This is a genomic window from Flavobacterium sp. (assembly GCF_044341185.1).
Lineage (GTDB): Bacteria > Bacteroidota > Bacteroidia > Flavobacteriales > Flavobacteriaceae > Flavobacterium.
Genome location: NZ_JBIISE010000021.1, coordinates 1 through 20,706, shown reverse-complemented (window position 1 = coordinate 20,706; position 20,706 = coordinate 1). Strand labels below are relative to the sequence as shown.

General features: G+C 31.5%; 19 protein-coding genes and 1 pseudogene. 16 read left to right on the top strand and 4 right to left on the bottom strand.

Annotation, left to right across the window (positions count from 1 at the left end; translation table 11 throughout):
- Nucleotides 1–5: 5 nt before the first annotated feature.
- Nucleotides 6–1,349 (top strand): deoxyguanosinetriphosphate triphosphohydrolase, encoded by a 1,344-nt coding sequence (locus ACIQZ1_RS06115; protein ID WP_396160047.1) that lies wholly within the window; start codon nucleotides 6–8, stop codon nucleotides 1,347–1,349.
- 90 nt (nucleotides 1,350–1,439) lie between these two features.
- The gene (locus ACIQZ1_RS06110; protein ID WP_396160007.1) at nucleotides 1,440–4,742 is read left to right on the top strand and encodes a PA domain-containing protein; all 3,303 of its coding nucleotides are present in this window, start codon (nucleotides 1,440–1,442) and stop codon (nucleotides 4,740–4,742) included.
- A gap of 57 nt (nucleotides 4,743–4,799) precedes the next feature.
- Here ACIQZ1_RS06110 and rsmG read toward each other — a convergent pair whose 3' ends face one another.
- Complete coding sequence (gene rsmG / locus ACIQZ1_RS06105; RefSeq protein ID WP_396160045.1) at nucleotides 4,800–5,429, bottom strand: 16S rRNA (guanine(527)-N(7))-methyltransferase RsmG; 630 nt, start codon at nucleotides 5,427–5,429, stop codon at nucleotides 4,800–4,802.
- A 108-nt stretch (nucleotides 5,430–5,537) separates the two neighbouring features.
- Between rsmG and ACIQZ1_RS06100 the strand changes: the two are divergent.
- From ACIQZ1_RS06100 to ACIQZ1_RS06050, 11 genes and pseudogenes are all read left to right on the top strand, one after another.
- Nucleotides 5,538–6,548 (top strand): annotated as a pseudogene (locus ACIQZ1_RS06100) (fatty acid desaturase family protein); the annotation flags it as partial.
- Nucleotides 6,536–6,595 carry a (2Fe-2S)-binding protein gene (locus tag ACIQZ1_RS06095; RefSeq protein ID WP_396160043.1) on the top strand — a complete coding sequence of 20 codons (60 nt, stop codon included), beginning with the start codon at nucleotides 6,536–6,538 and terminating at the stop codon, nucleotides 6,593–6,595. The pseudogene ACIQZ1_RS06100 and the gene ACIQZ1_RS06095, both read left to right, overlap by 13 nt.
- Before the next feature lie 98 nt (nucleotides 6,596–6,693).
- Complete coding sequence (locus ACIQZ1_RS06090) at nucleotides 6,694–7,881, top strand: pyridoxal phosphate-dependent aminotransferase (RefSeq protein WP_396160005.1); 1,188 nt, start codon at nucleotides 6,694–6,696, stop codon at nucleotides 7,879–7,881.
- A 108-nt stretch (nucleotides 7,882–7,989) separates the two neighbouring features.
- Nucleotides 7,990–8,538, top strand: coding sequence for a hypothetical protein (locus ACIQZ1_RS06085; protein ID WP_396160003.1), 549 nt, complete (start codon nucleotides 7,990–7,992; stop codon nucleotides 8,536–8,538).
- A gap of 11 nt (nucleotides 8,539–8,549) precedes the next feature.
- A complete protein-coding gene (gene purT / locus ACIQZ1_RS06080) occupies nucleotides 8,550–9,719 on the top strand; it encodes a formate-dependent phosphoribosylglycinamide formyltransferase (protein ID WP_396160001.1) in 1,170 nt (389 codons plus the stop codon).
- A 4-nt stretch (nucleotides 9,720–9,723) separates the two neighbouring features.
- A complete protein-coding gene (locus tag ACIQZ1_RS06075) occupies nucleotides 9,724–9,867 on the top strand; it encodes a hypothetical protein (protein WP_396159999.1) in 144 nt (47 codons plus the stop codon).
- Nucleotides 9,868–11,733 (top strand): U32 family peptidase, encoded by a 1,866-nt coding sequence (locus tag ACIQZ1_RS06070; protein WP_396159997.1) that lies wholly within the window; start codon nucleotides 9,868–9,870, stop codon nucleotides 11,731–11,733.
- A 15-nt stretch (nucleotides 11,734–11,748) separates the two neighbouring features.
- On the top strand, nucleotides 11,749–12,078 hold the full coding sequence (locus ACIQZ1_RS06065; RefSeq protein ID WP_396159995.1) for a DUF6370 family protein: 330 nt from the start codon (nucleotides 11,749–11,751) through the stop codon (nucleotides 12,076–12,078).
- 8 nt (nucleotides 12,079–12,086) lie between these two features.
- On the top strand, nucleotides 12,087–12,803 hold the full coding sequence (locus ACIQZ1_RS06060) for a pirin family protein (RefSeq protein ID WP_396159993.1): 717 nt from the start codon (nucleotides 12,087–12,089) through the stop codon (nucleotides 12,801–12,803).
- Nucleotides 12,804–12,812: 9 nt separating this feature from the next.
- The gene (locus ACIQZ1_RS06055; protein ID WP_396159991.1) at nucleotides 12,813–13,220 is read left to right on the top strand and encodes an AtaL-like protein; all 408 of its coding nucleotides are present in this window, start codon (nucleotides 12,813–12,815) and stop codon (nucleotides 13,218–13,220) included.
- A 32-nt stretch (nucleotides 13,221–13,252) separates the two neighbouring features.
- On the top strand, nucleotides 13,253–13,432 hold the full coding sequence (locus ACIQZ1_RS06050; RefSeq protein WP_396159989.1) for a hypothetical protein: 180 nt from the start codon (nucleotides 13,253–13,255) through the stop codon (nucleotides 13,430–13,432).
- Between the two features lie 54 nt (nucleotides 13,433–13,486).
- On the opposite strand, the gene ACIQZ1_RS06045 is transcribed toward ACIQZ1_RS06050, so the two are convergent.
- Entirely contained in the window at nucleotides 13,487–15,115 is a 1,629-nt protein-coding gene (locus ACIQZ1_RS06045) for a hypothetical protein (RefSeq protein WP_396159987.1), read from the bottom strand.
- 112 nt (nucleotides 15,116–15,227) lie between these two features.
- Here ACIQZ1_RS06045 and fabD point away from each other — a divergent pair, with 112 nt between their 5' ends.
- Nucleotides 15,228–16,100, top strand: coding sequence for an ACP S-malonyltransferase (gene fabD / locus ACIQZ1_RS06040; protein WP_396159985.1), 873 nt, complete (start codon nucleotides 15,228–15,230; stop codon nucleotides 16,098–16,100).
- Between the two features lie 43 nt (nucleotides 16,101–16,143).
- Here fabD and galE read toward each other — a convergent pair whose 3' ends face one another.
- The gene (galE, locus tag ACIQZ1_RS06035; protein ID WP_396159983.1) at nucleotides 16,144–17,157 is read right to left on the bottom strand and encodes a UDP-glucose 4-epimerase GalE; all 1,014 of its coding nucleotides are present in this window, start codon (nucleotides 17,155–17,157) and stop codon (nucleotides 16,144–16,146) included.
- A gap of 80 nt (nucleotides 17,158–17,237) precedes the next feature.
- Nucleotides 17,238–18,368: a DegT/DnrJ/EryC1/StrS family aminotransferase gene (locus ACIQZ1_RS06030; protein WP_396159981.1), complete on the bottom strand. Its 1,131-nt coding sequence runs from the start codon at nucleotides 18,366–18,368 to the stop codon at nucleotides 17,238–17,240.
- Between the two features lie 97 nt (nucleotides 18,369–18,465).
- On the opposite strand from ACIQZ1_RS06030, the gene ACIQZ1_RS06025 reads away from it, so the two are divergent.
- Nucleotides 18,466–19,698 carry a 3-deoxy-D-manno-octulosonic acid transferase gene (locus tag ACIQZ1_RS06025; protein WP_396159979.1) on the top strand — a complete coding sequence of 411 codons (1,233 nt, stop codon included), beginning with the start codon at nucleotides 18,466–18,468 and terminating at the stop codon, nucleotides 19,696–19,698.
- Between the two features lie 12 nt (nucleotides 19,699–19,710).
- Nucleotides 19,711–20,706, top strand: a 996-nt coding sequence (locus ACIQZ1_RS06020; RefSeq protein ID WP_396159977.1) for a DUF4153 domain-containing protein, incomplete at its 3' end; no start/stop codon positions are given.

Below are 20,706 nucleotides of genomic sequence, written 5' to 3'. Positions count from 1 at the left end.
CTATGATGAAGTGGGAACAACTTTTGTCGTTAAAACGACAAGGCGACACGAGTAAAAGATTACGAAAAGAACAAGACGACACCCGTTTGGGTTTTGAAGTAGATTACGATAGAATTATATTTTCTTCAGAATTCCGTTTGCTTCAAGATAAAACGCAAGTCATTCCACTTTCAAAAACAGATTTTGTGCATACGCGTTTGACACATAGTTTGGAAGTTTCTGTTGTTGGTAGATCTATTGGAAGATTGGTTGGAAAAAAAGTATTAGAAAAATACCCACATTTACAAGAAATACACGGCTATCAATTAAATGATTTTGGTGCGATTGTAGCCGCGGCCTGTTTGTCTCACGATATTGGAAATCCTCCATTTGGACATTCCGGAGAAAAGGCAATTGGAGAATATTTTTCTTCAGGAAGCGGAAAAAAATACAAGTCGGATGTAACTGAAAAAGAGTGGCAAGATATTGTTGATTTTGAAGGAAATGCAAATGGGTTTTCTATTTTAACATCAAACAGAGAAGGTGTTGAGGGCGCGTTAAGATTATCATACGCCACTTTAGGAACGTTTATGAAATATCCGAAAGAAAGTTTGCCAAAAAAGCCAACTTCAAATATTTGCGATAAAAAATACGGATTTTTTCAACAAGACAAACAATTCTTTCAAGAAGTAGCTTCCGAGTTGGGAATGATTTCAAATAAATCGAATCCAGATGTGGGCTATTTTCGTCATCCATTAGCTTTTTTGGTGGAAGCTGCGGATGATATTTGCTATACCATAATTGACTTTGAAGATGGAATAAAACTTGGGTTAATTAATGAAGATTTTGCTTTAGAATATTTAATAAAGTTGGTTCAAAAATCTATTGATTCTAAAAAATACAACGAACTTCAAACTAAAGAAGACCGCATTAGTTACCTACGCGCATTAGCTATTGGAAGCTTAATAAATGATGCGGTTTCTGTATTTATGGATAATGAAACTGCCATATTGAAAGGAGAATTTTCAGTTTCTTTAATGGATAAAAGCCAGTATAAAGCTCAAATTTCTGATATTATTGAAATTAGCGTGAAAAACATTTACCAATCCAAAGAAGTAATTGAAAAAGAAATTATTGGTTATAAAGTCATCCATACGCTTTTAGATGTTTTTATTCAAGCTTATATTAACACATCAACTAATTCAGGTACAAATTTTGATAAATTAATAATGAATATCCTTCCAGAAAAATACAAAGGAAATAAAACAACCATGTATGATAAATTATTAAATATTTGTCAGTTTGTTTCCTTGTTAACAGATGGAAAAGCCATTGAGATTTATAAAATTATTAATGCAACTAAAATATAATTGAACAAAATAAAAAAGAATATTAATTTTTTTGTGTTTTACTCATTTATAGATTAATTTTGAGTTTTATTATAAAAACCAAAACTGTTTATGAAAAAGCACTTACTATTAGTTATTGGAATTTCTTTATTTAATTTTATCAGTTGTACTGAATCAAAAATACTTAACCAAAAAGCTAAAAAAGTAGTATCAGTAAGAAATACTGCATTTAAAAAATCTAATGATTATTCAACATTACCGAAAACTATTACAAATTCAGTTGATAACTTACAGCTAATTCCAGTAAAACCAATTTCTAAATTTGATGAATTAAGAGCATTACATGCTTGTTATTTATCTGAAAGCCCATATAAAGAAACACTTAAAAAAACAAAAATTGAGAGACAAGCTTTAGGACTTCCACCAAATAAATATTACGAAAGCGATTGGGAAGCTACAATGGATCCATCAATTGGACGACCTACTCCTGAGAAACTTGAACTATTAAGACAAAAACTTGAAAAGCAACGAAATGAAGATTTATTGGCTTACAGAGCACCCGGTGATGGAATTGATAATAGCTGGATTGAACGAGGCCCTACTAATGTTGGTGGTAGAACAAGAGCCGTAATTTTTGATCCAAATGACCAAACTAATGAAACTGTTTTTGCGGGAGGTGTAAGTGGAGGAATTTGGAAGAATACAAATATATCAAATGCAAATTCAGAATGGACTCGTGTAAACATACCAGATAATCTTAATGTAACTTGTATAGCTGTTGATCCAAATAATTCAAATATTTTTTATGCTGGAACAGGTGAATCATATGTTGGCGGAGATGTTAATGGGGATGGATTATGGAAGTCTACTAATGGTGGTAATAATTGGACGAAAGTTCTAGGAGGTGTAAGCGGAGCAACTTATTTTCAATCATCATCCAATGTTGTTGTAAATTCTCCAATTTCTGCTACATACGCTTCTATTGAAACAACTGCTTTTGGAATTCCTGTTACAACATCAATAACTTCAAATATTGTATTAGTAAATGATGGTACAGCACTTCCAACAGAAGGATGTGGATTGTTTACAAATGCAAGTTCTGTAAGTGGGAAGATTGCTTTAATTAGAAGAGGAACTTGTCCGTTTATTCAAAAGTGTACAAATGCTGTGAATGCTGGTGCTATTGCTGTAATTATGATAAATAATGCACCCGGGATTCCTGCTGCAATGGGAGGTACAGATACTAATGGAGATGTCACAATTCCATCTGTTGCAATTTCAAAAGATAATGGCGACGCATTAGTTGCTGCACTTGCAAATGGCCCTGTGAATGTAACAATAAATCCAATGAATTCTTCTATTGTAACTGCAAATTATGTTCCTGGAATTCAACATATTAACGATGTTGTTGTTAGAAATAATTCAGGATTTTCTGAAGTATATGTAGCAGCAGCTTCTACAGTTTCATCGGGTGCACTTTTAGGAGGAAATGATTATGGACTATATAAATCATTAAATGGAGGATCAAGTTGGACAGAAGTTAATTTACCATTAACAATTGATGGACATAAAACTGCTCCAAATGACATAGAAATTACTTCAGGTGGAAAAATTTGGCTTTCATCAACTAATAATTCTTTATTTGGTGATGGAGGTGGTAGAGTTTTTTCTTCAACAGATGGCATTAACTTCCAAGAAAAATATGCAATTAGTACAGGAGACAGAACTCAAATTGCAGTTTCTAAAACAAATCCAGATAAAGTATATGTCTTATCTGAAATTCCAAATTCTGTAGCTATAGTTAAAACAATAAATAGTTTTAATACAATTACAAATTTATCGTTACCAATTGATGCCGATTCTGGAATTCCTGCAACAGATTTTACTAGAGGACAAGCTTTTTATGATTTATTAATTGCTACTGACCCTATAAATGATGAAGTAATATATCTTGGAGGTATCGATTTATTTAAGTCAACAAATGGAGGTACTTCATACTCACAATTTTCTCATTGGTATGGTGGTTTTGGTTACCAAGATGTTCATGCAGATCAACATGGAATTGCTTTTGGAAACGGTACGGGAGGGAATGTTAAATTATTATTTGGAAATGATGGAGGTGTATATTATTCAGGCAATGGAGGTACTAATACAGCATCAAGAAATAATGGATTTAATGTAACGCAATTTTATAGTATAGGTGTAGCACCTGTAGGAGCAGTTGGGGGAAATTTATTAAATGATTACTTTGCAGCGGGTGCACAAGATAATGGAACTCAATATTTTTCTTCAGTTTCTTCTGGTCTCAATTCAAGTGTTTCAGCCCAAGGTGGTGATGGAGCATTTACAATGTTTGATCAAGGCTCAGATAAATATTTTATTTCAAATTATGTATATAATCAAAGTATAAATAGAAGGACTACAGCTGGTGGAGTAAAAGTAATTAATAGCGAAACTACATCTAATGGAGCATTTATTTGTCCAATGGTTTTAGATTCAAATTTAAATATTTTATATTCCGATTACACAACTGGAACAACCTATCAAATTAGAAGATATACAAATGTTGGGTTAACTGGAACAGTAGTAAAAACAACTTTAACTAATTCTTTATTAACTAGTCAACCTACAGCTTTTTCTGTTTCTAAATATACTTCGGGCTCAACTACATTATTAGTTGGAACTAGAACGGGTAAATTGTATAAACTCTCTAATGCCAATACAACTCCAACTTGGACAGATATTTCATCATCTGCATTTGTGGGGACAATTTCAGATATTGAGTATGGGGCAAGTGAAAATGAAATTTTTGTAACAATGAGTAATTATAATGTTACTAGTATTTGGTATACTTCAAATGGTACTTCTGCAACACCAACTTGGGTTAATAAAGAGGGGAATTTCCCTGACATTCCTGTTAGATGTATTCTACAAAATCCATTATTACCTAATACTGAAGTGATTGTAGGTTCTGATTTAGGAGTTTGGTATACAAATAATTTTAATGTAGCAAGTCCAACTTGGTATCAATCTTATAACGGAATGCGTAATGTAAAAGTTACAGATTTAGATTTGAGAAATGATAACGTAGTTTTTGCAGCGACCTACGGTAGAGGAGTTTTCTCGGGTACATTTACTAATACAGTTCTTAATAACGACATGTTTACTAACAATAAAAATGTTTCTATATATCCAAATCCAGTTAAAGATAATTTGAATATTAATATTAAAGATTTCTCAGGTGAGGTTTCGATAAAAATTATTGACATTAACGGGAGAGAAGTATTTAACAAGAATATTAATAATTTTAACACTTCAAATGTGTTAGATCTTTCAGCATTTTCTTCAGGAATTTATGTGTTAAAATTAAGTGGTGAAGGTTTGAATTACTCTGAAAAAATTATTTTAGAATAATAAAATTTATAAGCTAACATAATAATAAGCCTGTTTAATAAACAGGCTTTTTTGTTATTACGATTTATACTTTAACGGCAAATACACCACTTTTTTAGTTTCAAAAAAATCTTCTTCAAAAAAATCCGGTAAATTATATAGCTGAACGGTTTTATATGCGGCCAATTCTTCTGTTAAATCACCGCCTTTTAAATACAAAATTCCATTTTTTAATTCGTGATTCGAATTTTTCTTTGTTTTGTCTTTTATCCATTTTACAAAATCTGGCATATTAGTTACGGCTCGACTAACAATAAAGTCGAATTCTTCTTTTACTAATTCAGCTCTTTTTTGTTCCGCTTTTACATTTTTTAATCCTAAACCTTTTGCAACTTCTTGTACCACTTTTATTTTTTTTGCAATAATGTCAATCAAATAAAATTGTGTTTCTGGAAATAAGATTGCCAACGGAATTCCAGGGAAACCTCCGCCAGTTCCAACATCTAAAATTGTTGCTCCTGGTTGAAATTGTATCACTTTTGCAATGCCTAAAGAATGCAAAACATGTCTTGAATATAGCTCTTCTATATCTTTTCTTGAAATTACATTTATTTTTGAATTCCAATCTATATACAAATCGTATAATTTTGTGAATTGTTCAACCTGTAATGGAGTTAAATCGGGGAAATATTTTAATATCAGTTCCAAATTATTGTTTATTTTTTGCAAAAATACAATTTTTATGTCATATGATATTTGTCATAATTAATTTTCCAAAAATAGTAGTATATTTGTGAATTAATATATAACATTTTGATGAAAATGCAAACACCAACTTTTTCAAGAACAGATAAAAATCAATTTTTTAGAACTCTAAATAAAAGAGTTAATGACTATTTTAAAGAGCATAATATTGATAAAACAGGAAACTGGAAATTGCATTTAAAAGCAGGTGTAATGTTTAGCTTATTTTTCATCCCTTTTTTTGTAATATTTTTCATTGATATTCCTGTTTTAGCATATCTTTTTGCATCAATCATCATAGGTGTTGGTATGGCTGGTGTTGGTATGAACGTAATGCATGATGGAAATCACGGATCGTATTCTTCTAAAACTTGGTTAAATAAAATAATGGGTGGAAGTATCTATATTTTAGCAGGTAATGTATATAATTGGCAAGTACAACACAATGTATTACACCACACGTACACAAATATTCCTGGACATGATGAAGATTTAGACGCAGGAAGGGTAATCCGTTTCACCAAAGAAGCTACATGGTATAAATTCCATGCATTTCAACACTATTATTCTATATTTTTATATGGATTACTTACTATTAATTGGTGTTTAACTACCGATTTTAAACAAATGGGGGGTTATATAAAAAGAAAATTATCTTATGGGAATACACCAAATCCAAAAACACTTTGGACAGGATTAGTAATTTCTAAAATAGTATATTTTAGCTTTTGGATTGTATTACCTTTAGTTTTTGGAGTGGCAAGTTGGTGGGTAATTTTAATTGGGTTTTTCATAATGCATTATACGGCTGGAATGATATTAAGTATTGTTTTTCAATTAGCACATATTACAGAAGATACTATAAATCCTCATCCAAACGAAGAAGGTGAAATCGAAAATACTTGGGCCATTCATCAACTTTTAACTACAGTTAACTTTGCACCTAAAAATTGGATAGTAAATTGGTATACTGGCGGACTAAATCATCAAATAGAACATCATATCTTTCCAAATATAAGCCACATTCACTATGGTAAAATTGCAGAATTTGTAAAACAAACTGCTGCTGAATGCGAGTTACCTTATTTCGAATACCAAACCATGAGAAGTGCCGTAATTGCCCATTTTAAACATTTAAAAGAACTTGGCAAACGACCTCAATTAGCTTAAGAAAACAGAGACGCGATTTTTCGCGTTTCTTCATTTATATCATATTTAACTACACAACATGAATCACATTTTATCTGAAAGAATTAACAATCTTGCCGTTTCTCAAACCTTGGCAATGGCAGCATTAGCAAGAGAATTAAAACAACAAGGAAAAGACATTATTAGTTTAAGCCTAGGCGAACCAGATTTCAATACGCCAGATTTTATTAAAGAAGCAGCCAAGCAAGCTATTGACGACAATTATTCAAGCTATTCACCTGTAGATGGATATTTAGAATTGAAAGAAGCTATTTGTACAAAATTTAAGAGAGATAATAATCTAAACTATACGCCTAATCAAGTTGTTGTTTCAACAGGTGCCAAACAATCCTTATACAATATTGCTCAAGTTATGCTTAACGAGGGTGATGAAGTAATTCTTCCAGCACCTTTTTGGGTGTCATACTTTGAAATTATTAAGCTTTCTGGCGGTGTTCCCGTTGAAGTACCAACTTCAGTGGAAACAAATTTTAAAATCACACCAGAACAATTAGAAGCCGCTATCACACCAAAAACAAAAATGATGTGGTTCAGTTCTCCTTGTAATCCTTCAGGTTCAGTATATAATAAACAAGAACTAACTGCTTTAGTTGCTGTATTAAAAAAATATCCAAACATTTACGTGGTTTCAGATGAAATATACGAACATATCAATTACACAAGCGAGTATTGTTCAATTGGTTCAATTGAAGGTATGGAAAACAATACCATTACTGTTAACGGTGTGGCAAAAGCATTTGCTATGACAGGATGGAGAATTGGTTATATTGGTGCTCCAGAATTCATTGCAAAAGCTTGTACAAAAATACAAGGTCAAGTAACAAGTGGCGCCAATTCAATTGCACAACGAGCTACTATTGCTGCATTACAAGCAAATCCTTCTCAAATAAAATATATGGTTGATGCTTTTCATAAACGCCGTAATTTAGTTTTCGGATTAATGAAAGAAATTCCAGGGTTTAAATTAACTAACCCAGAGGGTGCATTTTATGTTTTCCCAGATGTATCAGCATATTTTGGAAAAACATTAAGAGGTACTGAAATTAAAGACGCTACAGATTTTGCTATGTATTTATTAGCAGAAGCTAATGTAGCAACAGTAACTGGTGATGCTTTTGGAAGTCCAAATTGCTTACGACTATCATACGCAACAAGCGAAGAACTACTAATTGAAGCCCTAAAAAGAATCAAAGAAGCTTTAATTTAATATATCGCCCCTTGGAAACTTGGGGCTTTTTTAAATTACTAATTGACTATGAAACAATTGTTTTTTGTATTTGCATTTTTCTCTATTTACTTTTCTTTTTCACAAAATTTGCATAAAGAATTCTTAGATAAAACTATAGTTGAATTAAAAAAAGATAGTAAAATCGATTCAAAAGATTTTAGAGCATATGATTTACTTGAAAGTTTTTATAATGAGGTTCTTCAATCAGATAATGTTGAATTAACTGAAGAAACTTCGAAAAAAATTGAAGCTTATATAGTAAAGGATAAAATTCCAAACAATCATTTATTGGTATTGTTTTTAATGTATCAAGAACATATCACACAGGCATTACAAAATAATGAAAGAACAAATTCAGAATATCAAGTAGCTTGTGTCAATCTCTTAGAAAATGAGATTAATGCAATTTATTCAAAAATTCCAGCTTTAATTTATATTTATAAATTTGAAGCTTTAAGCGCAAATGATAATGAGGCTGAATCTAAAAGAGTACTTTTTGAAGGAGTCAAGAAATATCCTAATTCAATTCCATTAAAAGTTTATTTTTATCTCTCATCTGGAGATATTAGTCTAAAAAAAGATTTAATTGAAAATCATAAGAATCATTGGATGATAAAACAATTCGAAATTAAATAATTAAAAATCTTATGAATAAAAAAATACTATTATTAGGTTCTGGTGAGCTTGGAAAAGAATTTGTAATTGCCGCACAACGAATCGGACAAACCGTAATCGCTGTGGATAGCTATGAAAATGCACCCGCAATGCAAGTCGCACACGGTTTTGAAGTAATCAATATGTTAGATGGGTCCGAATTAGACAGAATTGTAGCCAAACATCAACCTGATTTTATAGTTCCCGAAATTGAAGCCATTCGTACGGAGCGTTTTTATGACTATGAAAAACAAGGAATTACCGTAGTGCCATCAGCAAAAGCTGCTAATTTTACCATGAACAGAAAAGCCATACGCGATTTAGCGGCTAAAGAGTTAGGTTTAAAAACGGCAAATTATCGTTATGCTACTTCATATGAAGAATTACAAAAATCAGTTGCCGAAGTAGGAATGCCTTGTGTAGTAAAACCATTAATGAGTTCATCTGGAAAAGGACAATCTACAATAAAATTAAATGAAGATATTGAAAAAGCTTGGAACTATGCTGTAGAAGGTTCACGTGGCGATATTGTAGAAGTAATTGTAGAAGCATTCGTAAATTTTCATTCGGAAATTACACTTTTAACGGTAACTCAAAATAATAATTTGCCAACTCTTTTTTGCGCACCAATTGGCCACCGCCAAGAACGAGGCGATTATCAAGAAAGTTGGCAACCAGCCCGAGTTTCAGAAGCTGATATTTCAGAAGCACAAGACATGGCAAAAAAAGTTACTGAGGCTTTAGGTGGTGCAGGACTTTTTGGCGTTGAATTCTTCTTAACTAATGAAGGTGTATATTTCTCAGAATTATCACCAAGACCTCACGATACAGGTATGGTAACTTTAGCCAACACGCAAAATTTTAACGAATTTGAACTACATTTACGGGCTATTTTAAGTTTACCAATTTATGAAATCACACAAGAAAGAGCCGGAGCAAGTGCCGTTATTTTGGCTTCAGCAAATTCTAATCATCCCACTTTTTCTGGTATTGAAAACGTAGCGTTTCAACCAAAAACAGATTTCAGACTTTTTGGAAAACCAACTTCTCGACCTTACAGAAGAATGGGTGTGGTGTTACATTATGATACATTAAATACGCCAGTGGAAGAAATTGTTGAAAGAGCAAAAAAAATAGCTACTTTAGTAACAGTAAATGTTTAACACAATGAAAAAAATAGTAGTACTTGTTTTCAGTTGTTTATTTATTGTTTCTTGTGGCCCAAGAAGATTAGGTTGTGGTCCTAGAAGATGTGAAGTAAAAACATCAACTCCTGTTAACTCGGATATAAACAAAATACAAGTTACATAAATGAAAAAAAAGATTGAAATTTTAGCTCCAGCTAAAAATTTAATACAAGGAATAGCTGCTATAAATGCAGGTGCAGATGCTGTTTACATTGGCGCGCCTTTGTATGGTGCCAGATCTAATGCCACCAATTCTATTGAAGATATTGCAGAATTGGTAAAATACGCACACTTATTTAATGCTCAGGTTTTTGTGGTTATCAATACAATTTTGTACGATAATGAATTAGAATCTTGTCGTCAAATGATTTGGAAATTGTATCATATAAATGTCGATGCCTTGATTATTCAAGATATGGCGATTATGGAGATGGAATTACCGCCAATTGTACTACACGCAAGTACACAAGCCAATAATCGTGATGCGGATAAAATTAAATTCTTAGCCGATGCCGGAATCAAGCGTGTCGTATTAGCTAGAGAATTAAATTTAAGTCAAATTAAAGAAATCAGTCAAGCGTCTGATGTAGAATTAGAATTTTTTGTTACGGGTGCCTTATGTGTTTCGTTTAGTGGAAATTGCTATATGAGTGTGGCAAATGGCGAACGTTCAGCAAATAGAGGTTCTTGTGCTCAAAATTGCCGTTTGCCTTATAATTTAATAGATGGTAATGGCGATACGTTAATTAAAAATAGTCACTTGCTTTCTATAAAAGATTTTGATGTTTCGAATCAAATTCCAAATTTAGTTGAAGCAGGAATTTCGTCTTTTAAAATTGAAGGACGTTTGAAAGATATTGTTTATGTTAAAAACAACGTATCTTATTTACGACAAAAATTAGATGCTTTTTTAGCAGAAAATAACAATAAATATACCAAAGCTTCTTCTGGAAAATGCACGTATTCTTTTGATTCTTCTTTAGATAGAAGTTTCAATCGTGGCTATACAGATTATTTCGTAAATGAAAGACATCAAGCGATTGGTTCTTGGGAAAGTCCAAAATCAAAAGGACAATATATTGGAAAATTAATCAAAACGGTTGGTAATTCGTACGAAATTGAAAACGGACATTTCTTAAACAACGGTGATGGATTGTGCTTTATTAATTCTGATAATGAAGCGGAAGGCATCTACGTAAATAAAGTAGAAAACGGAATTGTATATCCAAATGTATTGAAAGAAATTGCAGACGGAACTTTCATTTACAGAAATAACGATGCTGCTTTCATCAAAATTGTAGAAAGAGAAGATAGTGCGATTAGAAAAATAAGCACAACTTTAGTACTAAAAGAAAATGAATCAGGTTTCGAATTAATTGCTACTGATGAAGATGGAAATGCAAGTATTGCTACATTAGTACATCCAAAGGAGCTTACAAAAAATAACGAATCTATAGCAGAAAATTTCAAATTTAATTTAGCAAAAACAGGTTTTACACCCTATAATGCGGATGAAATTACGATTGAATTTTCTCAAAATTGGTTTCTGCCGATATCAAAAATTAACGAAATGCGAAGAACGGTTTTCGAACAATTATCGGAAATTCGTTTAAATAATTATGTTCGAAAGGAGCATCAAATGGTAAAAACATCACATCCTTATCCAGAAACCAAATTGGATTTTATGTATAATGTTTCCAATAAAACGGCTCGAAAATTTTACGAACGTCACGGTGTTACCGAAATTGAAAAAGCATTCGAATTACAATGGGATCCAGGAAAATCACGTGTAATGACTACCAAATATTGCATCAAATACGAATTAGAGCGTTGCCCAAAATACCATCCAGAACATCGAGATAAAAAAGTAAAAGAACCGTTGGTTTTAAAGCAGGGTGAATTAGAATACAAACTAAAATTCAATTGCAAACCTTGCGAGATGGAAATTTGGGAAAAAGATGCCGAATTTGAAATTGAGGATGAAGATTAATTTAATACCATAATTATGAAGAAATTACTTTTGTTTTTATTGATTTGTAACAACTCAATTATTTTCGCACAAGAAAAAAAAGAAACAGCTAAGATTCAAATTGTAGAAGCATCCTGTGGACAATGCCAATTTGGGATGAAAGAAAATGGTTGCGATTTAGCTGTAAGGATTGAAGGTAAATCTTATTTTGTAAAAGGAACTTCAATCGATTCTCACGGCGATGCCCACGCCAAAGATGGATTTTGTACCTGTATTAGAAAGGCAGAAGTTGTTGGAGAAATAAAAGATAATAGATTTATTGTAACGTATTTTAAATTAATGCCTTTACAGCAACCTAAATTATAGAAAAATCTATGGAAAACACAGTTTTACACAAAGCAAATACAAGAGGTCACGCCAATCACGGTTGGTTAAACGCTTATCACAGTTTCAGTTTCGCAAGTTGGTACAATCCAGAAAGGGTACAATTTGGAATGTTAAGGGTCTTAAATGACGATACTATTGCCGCAGGAATGGGTTTTGGCACGCATCCACACGATAATATGGAGATAATTACCATCCCTTTAGAAGGTGATTTGGCGCATAAAGATAGTATGGGAAATGAATCGACTATTAAAACGGGTGATGTGCAAGTTATGAGTGCTGGAACTGGAATTCAACATAGTGAGTTCAACCCAAATGCTGATTTACAAACGAAATTATTTCAAATTTGGTTGTTTCCAAAATATAAAAATGTAACACCTCGTTACCAACAAATTACTTTAGACGTTACCAAACAAAAAAATAATTTTGCTCAAATTTTATCCCCAAACGCAGAGGATGAAGGCGTTTGGATTTATCAAGACGCCTGGTTTTATTTAGCGGATTTCGACAAAGATTTTTCTAAAACTTATGAAATAAAAAAAGCAGACAATGGCTTGTATGTGTTTGTGATTTCAGGAATAATTTCTGTTAATGGTCAGGAATTGGAAACTAGAGATGGTTTTGGAATTTGGAATTTTAAAAACTTAGAATTTACAGCTACAACAGATGCGAAGTTTTTATTAATGGAAATCCCAATGAATCAATAAAAATAATAAATGGTTCAGTATACAACAACGGTGCATGCTACTTTTGAAAAAGTATGGCATCATTTGATTTATAAAATTGAAAATCCAGAAAATTTTGTCCCTGGTATAAGTGATGTATTTGTTTTAGAAAAAAATGATGACTTTGTTATTAGAAAAATGACAGTTACCACGCCAGATAATACAACAACTTTAACGGAAAAGATTACGTTTATCCCATATAAAGTAAGATTTTTGTTAGTAGAACATCCAAAATTTGAAGGCTATGTAGATAATGACATTAAACCAATTTCGGACGATGAAACAGAAATAACTTTTACAATAAATTGGAAAGACAAAACTACCCAATCTGAAATAAATAATTTTGAATTGGTAAAAAACGCAGTTGAAAAAACGAAATTATATATTGAAAAAAATTAATGAAACAACCACCTAAATGGAAATTTGCAATCATGGTATGGTTAGCAATCTATCCTACAATTACTTTAGTTAGTTTTCTGATTGGAGATATAATAAAAAGTTGGCCCTTGCCTTTTAAAACATTATTGATGACAGGAATTTTAGTTCCGTTAATGGTTTTTGTTTTGCTTCCTTTATTAAGAAAGCTTTTAGGAGACTGGCTTCATAAATAAAAAAGAAAGGGAAACTTCAAATGAAATTTCCCTTTTTTTAATTTATAGATTTTTTTATTTCTTTAAACTTATATTTTCAAATGTGGAAACATCTACAATTTCTTCGGTATCAATATCAAATGAAATCTTTACCCTATCACCAACCGCAGTTAATGGCAATTGATTTGATATTTGTGAAGAGCCTACAAAAATATTTTGATATTCTTTAACAGTAAAATAATAAAAACTATTTCCGTTTTTTACATCGTTTTGAATTCTTACAATGGTAGATTCAACAACTTTTTTAGATGATTTGCTATCAACGTTTATTTTATTTCCGGAAGAATTAAATGCTGTTTTATAAGCGGTTAATGCTTCACGCATTGTATTTCCTGTTCCAACAATCGTATAATCTGAAATGGATACCATAGCATACATTTTTACTAATCCGCCATTGTCTTTTAACGTCATTACATAGGTAGGAATATTGTTAATGTTATACGGAATAGGCAACGAAGCCACAAATCCTTTTTCTTGTACTTTTCCTTGTGCTGAACTTTGTGCTGCAATTTCAGTAGCTCCACTTTGTTTGTAAAATGTAGTATGTTTGGTTCGTGTGTCAACTAAAACAAACCCTACTGCAGATTCATCTTTTCCTACTGAAGTAATTCCTGTATACCAATATGATTTATTGTCTTTTCCATACACTAACGTTAAATCTTCTGTAATTTGAAGCTTATTTTCATTAGAAAAATTCCAATATCCTTTTACATATTCACCCCAATCATTTAATTGGTCTTTAATAAAAGATATTGGTTGAATTCTATCTACCCAAGCTGGAGTGTTTTTAATGTCATATTCTTTAATATCTCCGTTTTGTGCATTTACTACAACAACGCCTGTAGCATCATTTCCAGAAAAGCCCACTTGTTTTTTGTATTTAGTAACTACCCAAAAAGGCATTCCTGAGTCATCAATTTCGAAAGAAAAATCAGTCAACCCAACCGTATTATAGCCATTAAAATATAAATAGCGATGTAAATTGCTTTGAAAATAGGCCTCTTGTTGGTATTTTAAAAAAATGGGTTTCCCATTTAATTCTTGAACTAATTTCACATCTCTTTCATTAGTTGCAGAAACCATTACATATCCTGTAGTTCCTTTTTTATTGTTTAGCCATTTAAAAAATCCTGAATGTTCTAAAGGGGCAATCCAAAATAATTTTCCGTTTACTTTTTGTATGTAAAATTCCCCCAAGTGCGCTTGACTTCCTAACGCTGGTTGACTTCCTAATATTTTTTCACCTAATAAATAGGCTAAAGATTCATCTACAACTCGAATTTCATTCATAGAAATAGGTGCTATATGATTGGTCAATTTATCGCCATTTTCTACTTTTCCAATTAAGTTTCTGTAGTCTTCACTTCTAAAAAGTGGATGTGAAGTAAAAAATGGTAAAATAAACGAATATATAATTGCAATACCTATTAATAATGCTGGAATCTTCCAAAAAACCTGAACTGGTTTGTAACTTTTTCCATCTGAACTAATTGTGAATTTAGAAAAAGTAAAAAACAATAAAGCTGCTATTATTATAAATAAAACAGTTATTCCAGAAAAGCCATAACTTATTACTGGAAGTGTTACATAAAAAAAGAAAAGAGTTACAAGTAGCACTAAAACTATTGGAAGAATTTTTTTCATTTTATTTTAATTTAGATGTTGTAAATATTAGTCATTATTTTGATAAGATTGTTACAAAATAAGTATTTTTGTTTTTTAAAAACTTGAAACAATAAACTTGAAACAAATAAATATGAAAGCATACGTTTTTCCAGGTCAAGGAGCTCAATTTACCGGAATGGGTAAAGATTTATATGAATCATCACCTTTAGCAAAAGAAATATTTGAAAAAGCAAACGATATTTTAGGTTTCCGAATTACAGATATTATGTTTGAAGGAACTGCAGAAGAATTAAAAGAAACTAAGGTGACACAACCAGCTGTTTTTTTACATTCGGTAATTTTAGCAAAAACTTTAGAGAATTTTAAACCAGAAATGGTAGCGGGTCATTCATTAGGTGAATTTTCAGCTTTAGTTGCTAATGGAGCTTTATCTTTTGAAGACGCACTTTTGTTAGTTTCGAAGAGAGCTTTAGCTATGCAAAAAGCTTGTGAAATTGTACCGTCAACTATGGCAGCTGTATTAAATTTAGATGATAAAATTGTTGAAGACATTTGCGCTTCAATTGACGGTGTTGTAGTAGCTGCAAATTATAATTGTCCAGGTCAATTGGTAATTTCAGGTGAATATAAAGCCGTGGAATTGGCTTGTGAAAAAATGAAAGAAGCTGGAGCCAAACGCGCATTAATTTTACCTGTTGGAGGAGCATTCCACTCACCAATGATGGAACCAGCAAGAGAAGAATTAGCTGCGGCTATTGAAGCTACAGAATTTTCTCAACCTATTTGTCCTGTATATCAAAATGTAACAGCAAGTGCGGTTTCTGATCCTGATGAAATTAAGAAAAATTTAATTATTCAATTGACTGCACCCGTTAAATGGACGCAATCTGTAAATCAAATGATAGCCGATGGCGCTTCAAGTTTCACAGAAGTTGGGCCGGGAAAAGTATTGGTTGGCTTGGTAAATAAAATAAACAAAGAGGTAGAAACTATTTCTGCGTAAAAAAAAGCTCCGATAATTTTATCGGAGCTTTTTTTATATAAAATTAACTTCTAATTTTCTGTTCCCATTTCCAAGCGCTTTTTAAACTATCGTCTAAATTTAGTGTTGTTTTCCATCCCAAAATACGATTTGCTTTATCAGTATTAGCATACGCTTCAGTAATATCGCCTTCTCGTCTTCCTACAATTTTATAATTTAGTTTTTGTCCTGTAACTTTTTCAAAAGATTGAATGACTTCTAATACCGAACTTCCTTTTCCAGTGCCTAAATTAAAAGTTTCAACTGAATCTATATTTTTTTTATTTAATAAACGCTGCATAGCTATTACATGTGCTTTTGCTAAATCTACAACATGAATATAATCTCTAATTGCTGTTCCATCTATTGTTGGGTAATCATTTCCAAAAACGGATAGCTCTTTTCGTAATCCCATAGCAGTTTGTGTAATAAACGGCACTAAATTTTGCGGAACACCTAGAGGTAATTCGCCAATTTCAGACGATTGATGCGCGCCAATTGGATTAAAATAACGTAGTAAAATAGCATTTAATGCGCTTACTTTTGAAGTATCAGTAATGATTTCTTCACCTATTTGCTTTGTATTTCCGTAAGGCGACATTGCGGTTTGAATTGGTGCGTCTTCTGTAATTGGCATTTTTTCGGCTTGACCGTAAACCGTACAAGAAGAACTAAAAATAAAATTTGCGGACTTTAATTTAATAAGTTCCTGCAACATGTAAATCAAAGCACTTATATTATTTTCGTAATACAATAACGGATTTTCAACACTTTCGCCAACGGCTTTACTTGCTGCAAAATGAATTACTCCAGAAATATCAGTATACTTTTTAAAGAAATTTTGAACGGCAGCTTTTTCCCTTAAATCGATATTTTCAAAAATTGGTTTTTTACCGGTAATTCGTTCAATTCCATTTAATACTTCCATAGATGAATTGGAAAGATTATCAATTGCAATAACCTCAAACCCTTCATTCTGCAATTCTACAACGGTATGTGAACCGATAAAGCCTAAACCACCTGTTACTACTATTTTCATTTATTTAAGATTATAGAATATAGATTATAGAATATAGATGTACTGTAAGGTCTTTTCTCTATTTTCTATTTTCTATTTTCTTATGTCATATATTCTAAAACCGTGTCGGTAATAAATTTAATTTGTTCATCGTCTAATTCCGTATGCATAGGTAACGCAATTACCTCTTTACATAACTGATTGGTTACTGGAAAATCTTCTTCTTTATAACGAGTATCAGCATACGCTTTCTGACTGTGTAATGGAATTGGATAATAAATAGCACAAGGAATACCTTTTTCTTGTAACTGCGCTAATAATCCATCGCGTTTTCCATTCGTAATTCGAATAACATATTGATGAAATACATGACAATCGCAACTTTCGCAAATAGTTGGCGCAACGATATTTTTATTCACACCTAATGCTAGTGAATATTTTCTCGCAGCAACTTGACGCGCACTGTTGTATGTGTCTAAATGAGGTAATTTTGCTTTTAAAACGCCCGCTTGAATACTATCTAATCGAGAATTTACACCTACAACATCGTGATGATATCGTTCATACATTCCGTGATTTACAATTCCTCTAATACTATGTGCTAAATTGTCATCGTTGGTATAAATCGCACCACCATCGCCGTAACAACCTAAGTTTTTAGATGGAAAAAAAGAAGTAGCAGCTACGTGCCCAATGGTTCCCACTTTCTTTTTAGAGCCATCTTTTGATGTATAATCCGCTCCAATTGCTTGTGCATTATCTTCAATTACAAATAAATTATGTGCGTTGGCAATTTCCATAATCGCATCCATATTGGCAGCTCGACCAAATAAATGTACAGGAACAATCGCTTTAGTTTTTGGAGTAATCGCTTTACGAATACATTCTAATGAAATATTCATATTATTCATATCTACATCCACCAAAACTGGAGTTAATTGCAACAAAGCGATAACTTCAACGGTTGCTGCGAAGGTAAAATCAGCAGTTATGACTTCATCGCCAGGTTGTAAACCCAATCCCATCATCGCAATTTGAAGCGCATCTGTTCCGTTTGCACAAGGAATTACGTGTTTTACGCCTAAATATTTTTCTAAATCAGCCTGAAATTGATGTACTAAAGGACCATTTATATATGTATTGTTGTCTAAAACATCTTGAATAGACGCGTTTACTTCTTCTTTTATTTTTTCGTATTGACTTTTTAAGTCAACCATTTGTAATTTTTTCATCTTCCTAATATAATTAAGTCAAGCAAAAGTAAGAAATTCTGCTTACATTTTTTGTGTTACATAAAAGAAACGTAATTTAGCGACATAAATTAGTACTATGTCATTTATTTATAACTTTATACTCCTTTTTGCTTCGCAGCTTTTAAAGATATTGGCGCTTTTTAGTCCAAAATTAAACTTGTTTGTACAAGGAAGAAAATCAGTTTTTGAAATTTTGAAAAATAATATTCAAGAATTTGATAAAACAATTTGGTTTCATGCAGCATCTTTGGGAGAATACGAACAAGGGTTGCCAGTAATTGAAAAAGTCAAACAAAAGTATCCAAATCATAAAATAATAATTACTTTTTTTTCGCCTTCGGGATATGAAGTACGTAAAAATAATACCGTTGCAGATGTTACGGTATATTTGCCTTTGGATACAATTTCTAATGCAAAACAATTCTTAAAAGTTGTGCATCCGGAACTGGTGTTTTTTATTAAGTACGAATTTTGGCCGAATTATCTTAGGGAATTAAGAAATCAAAATATTAAGACCTATTTAATATCTGGAGTTTTTAGAAAAAATCAGGCGTTTTTTAAATGGTATGGCAGATTTTATAGAAAGGCATTGAAAACATTTACCTATTTTTTTGTACAGAATGAAACTTCAAAAAAATTATTACAATCTATAGGTTTTGAAAATGTTAAAATTTCTGGCGACACCCGTTTTGATAGGGTAGTGGCGATTTTAGAAAAAGACAATACTTTAGATTTTATCGAACAATTTAAAAACAATCAAACTACAATTGTAATTGGTAGTAGTTGGCCAAAAGATGAAGAGTTATTGGTGAATTTCATTAATCAAGCAGCGGATAATGTAAAATTTATAATTGCACCGCATAATATCAAAGCGGAGCAAATAACAAATATAAAATCACAAATAACAAAATCTTCTGTTTTATTTTCAGAAAAAAGTAATATTGATTTATCCAGTTTCAATGTTTTCATAATCGATACCATTGGAATTTTAACGAAAATTTATTCCTACGCCGATATTGCCTACGTTGGTGGTGGTTTTGGTAATCCGGGTGTACATAATGTTTTAGAACCAGCTACTTTTGGAATTCCTATTATTATGGGCCCAAATTATTCACACTTTGCAGAAGCTATTGCTTTAGTTGGTTTAGGAGGTTGTATTTCAATTAAAGATACGAATTCATTAACGGAAACTTTTAATCTTTTGCTTCAAAACGAAGATGAACGAGTTGAAAAAGGGCACATTTGTAGTACATTTGTTCAAATGAATAAAGGTGCTACATCTCATATATTGAGTAATATAAAAATTTAAATTTTTAATAAAATGAAAAACAGAATCACATTGCTTTTTGGAAAAGTTAAACAATTACTTTTTAATTATCCTTTTGTTTTATTAATGTCTTTAGCGTTTGTATTAACAGTGATTTATGGTATTGAATATGAGCCAAAAAAAGAATCTGCATTTCTACTACTTAAGTTAGGACTCACATTTTCACTAGGTATTTCTTTGCAATTCGCATTAAAAATACTTTCTCAAAGAATTAAATACGGAATTGTCTGGCAACTTTTAGGATTTGTGTTTTTAATAATATATTTCTTTATTTTTCCAAAAAAGGAGGAGGATTTTTCAGGATTTTATGTTTTTTTAATTATACCAACATACATACTTTCGCATTTACTTGTTTCTTTTGTAGCCTTTATAAAGGAAGGTACATCCGAACTTAATTTTTGGCAGTATAATAAAAATTTATTTGTCAATTTGTTTTTAACAGCTGTATTTACTGGCGTGTTAATTGGTGGTGTAGAACTTGCTATTTTAGCTATTGAAGAACTTTTTAATTTTGATTTTGATGGTAAGTTGTACGCTGATACTTTTTTTGCTTTAGGAATTTTTGGAAGCACTTTTATATTTTTACTTTTTAACGAATCGGGTCTTGATTATTTAGAAAAAGAAGGGAAGTATCCTGTAGTATTAAAGTTTTTCACACAATTTATTTTAATACCACTTTTGATAATATATGTTGTCATTTTGTATTTCTATTGCGCAAAAATTGTAATTAATTGGCAATTACCTAGAGGCTGGGTATCTTACTTAGTTTTAGCTTATTCTATAGTTGGAATTTTCGCATTATTGTTGGTACACCCTTTAAAAGAATTGAAATTAAAATCTTGGATTGTAATTTTCAGCAAATTATTTTATTACACTTTAATTCCTTTAATTATTTTATTGTTTGTTGCTATTTTTACTAGAGTACTTCAGTATGGCTATACAGAGGCAAGATATTTTGTTTTGTTAATTTCATTATGGCTAACAATTCTT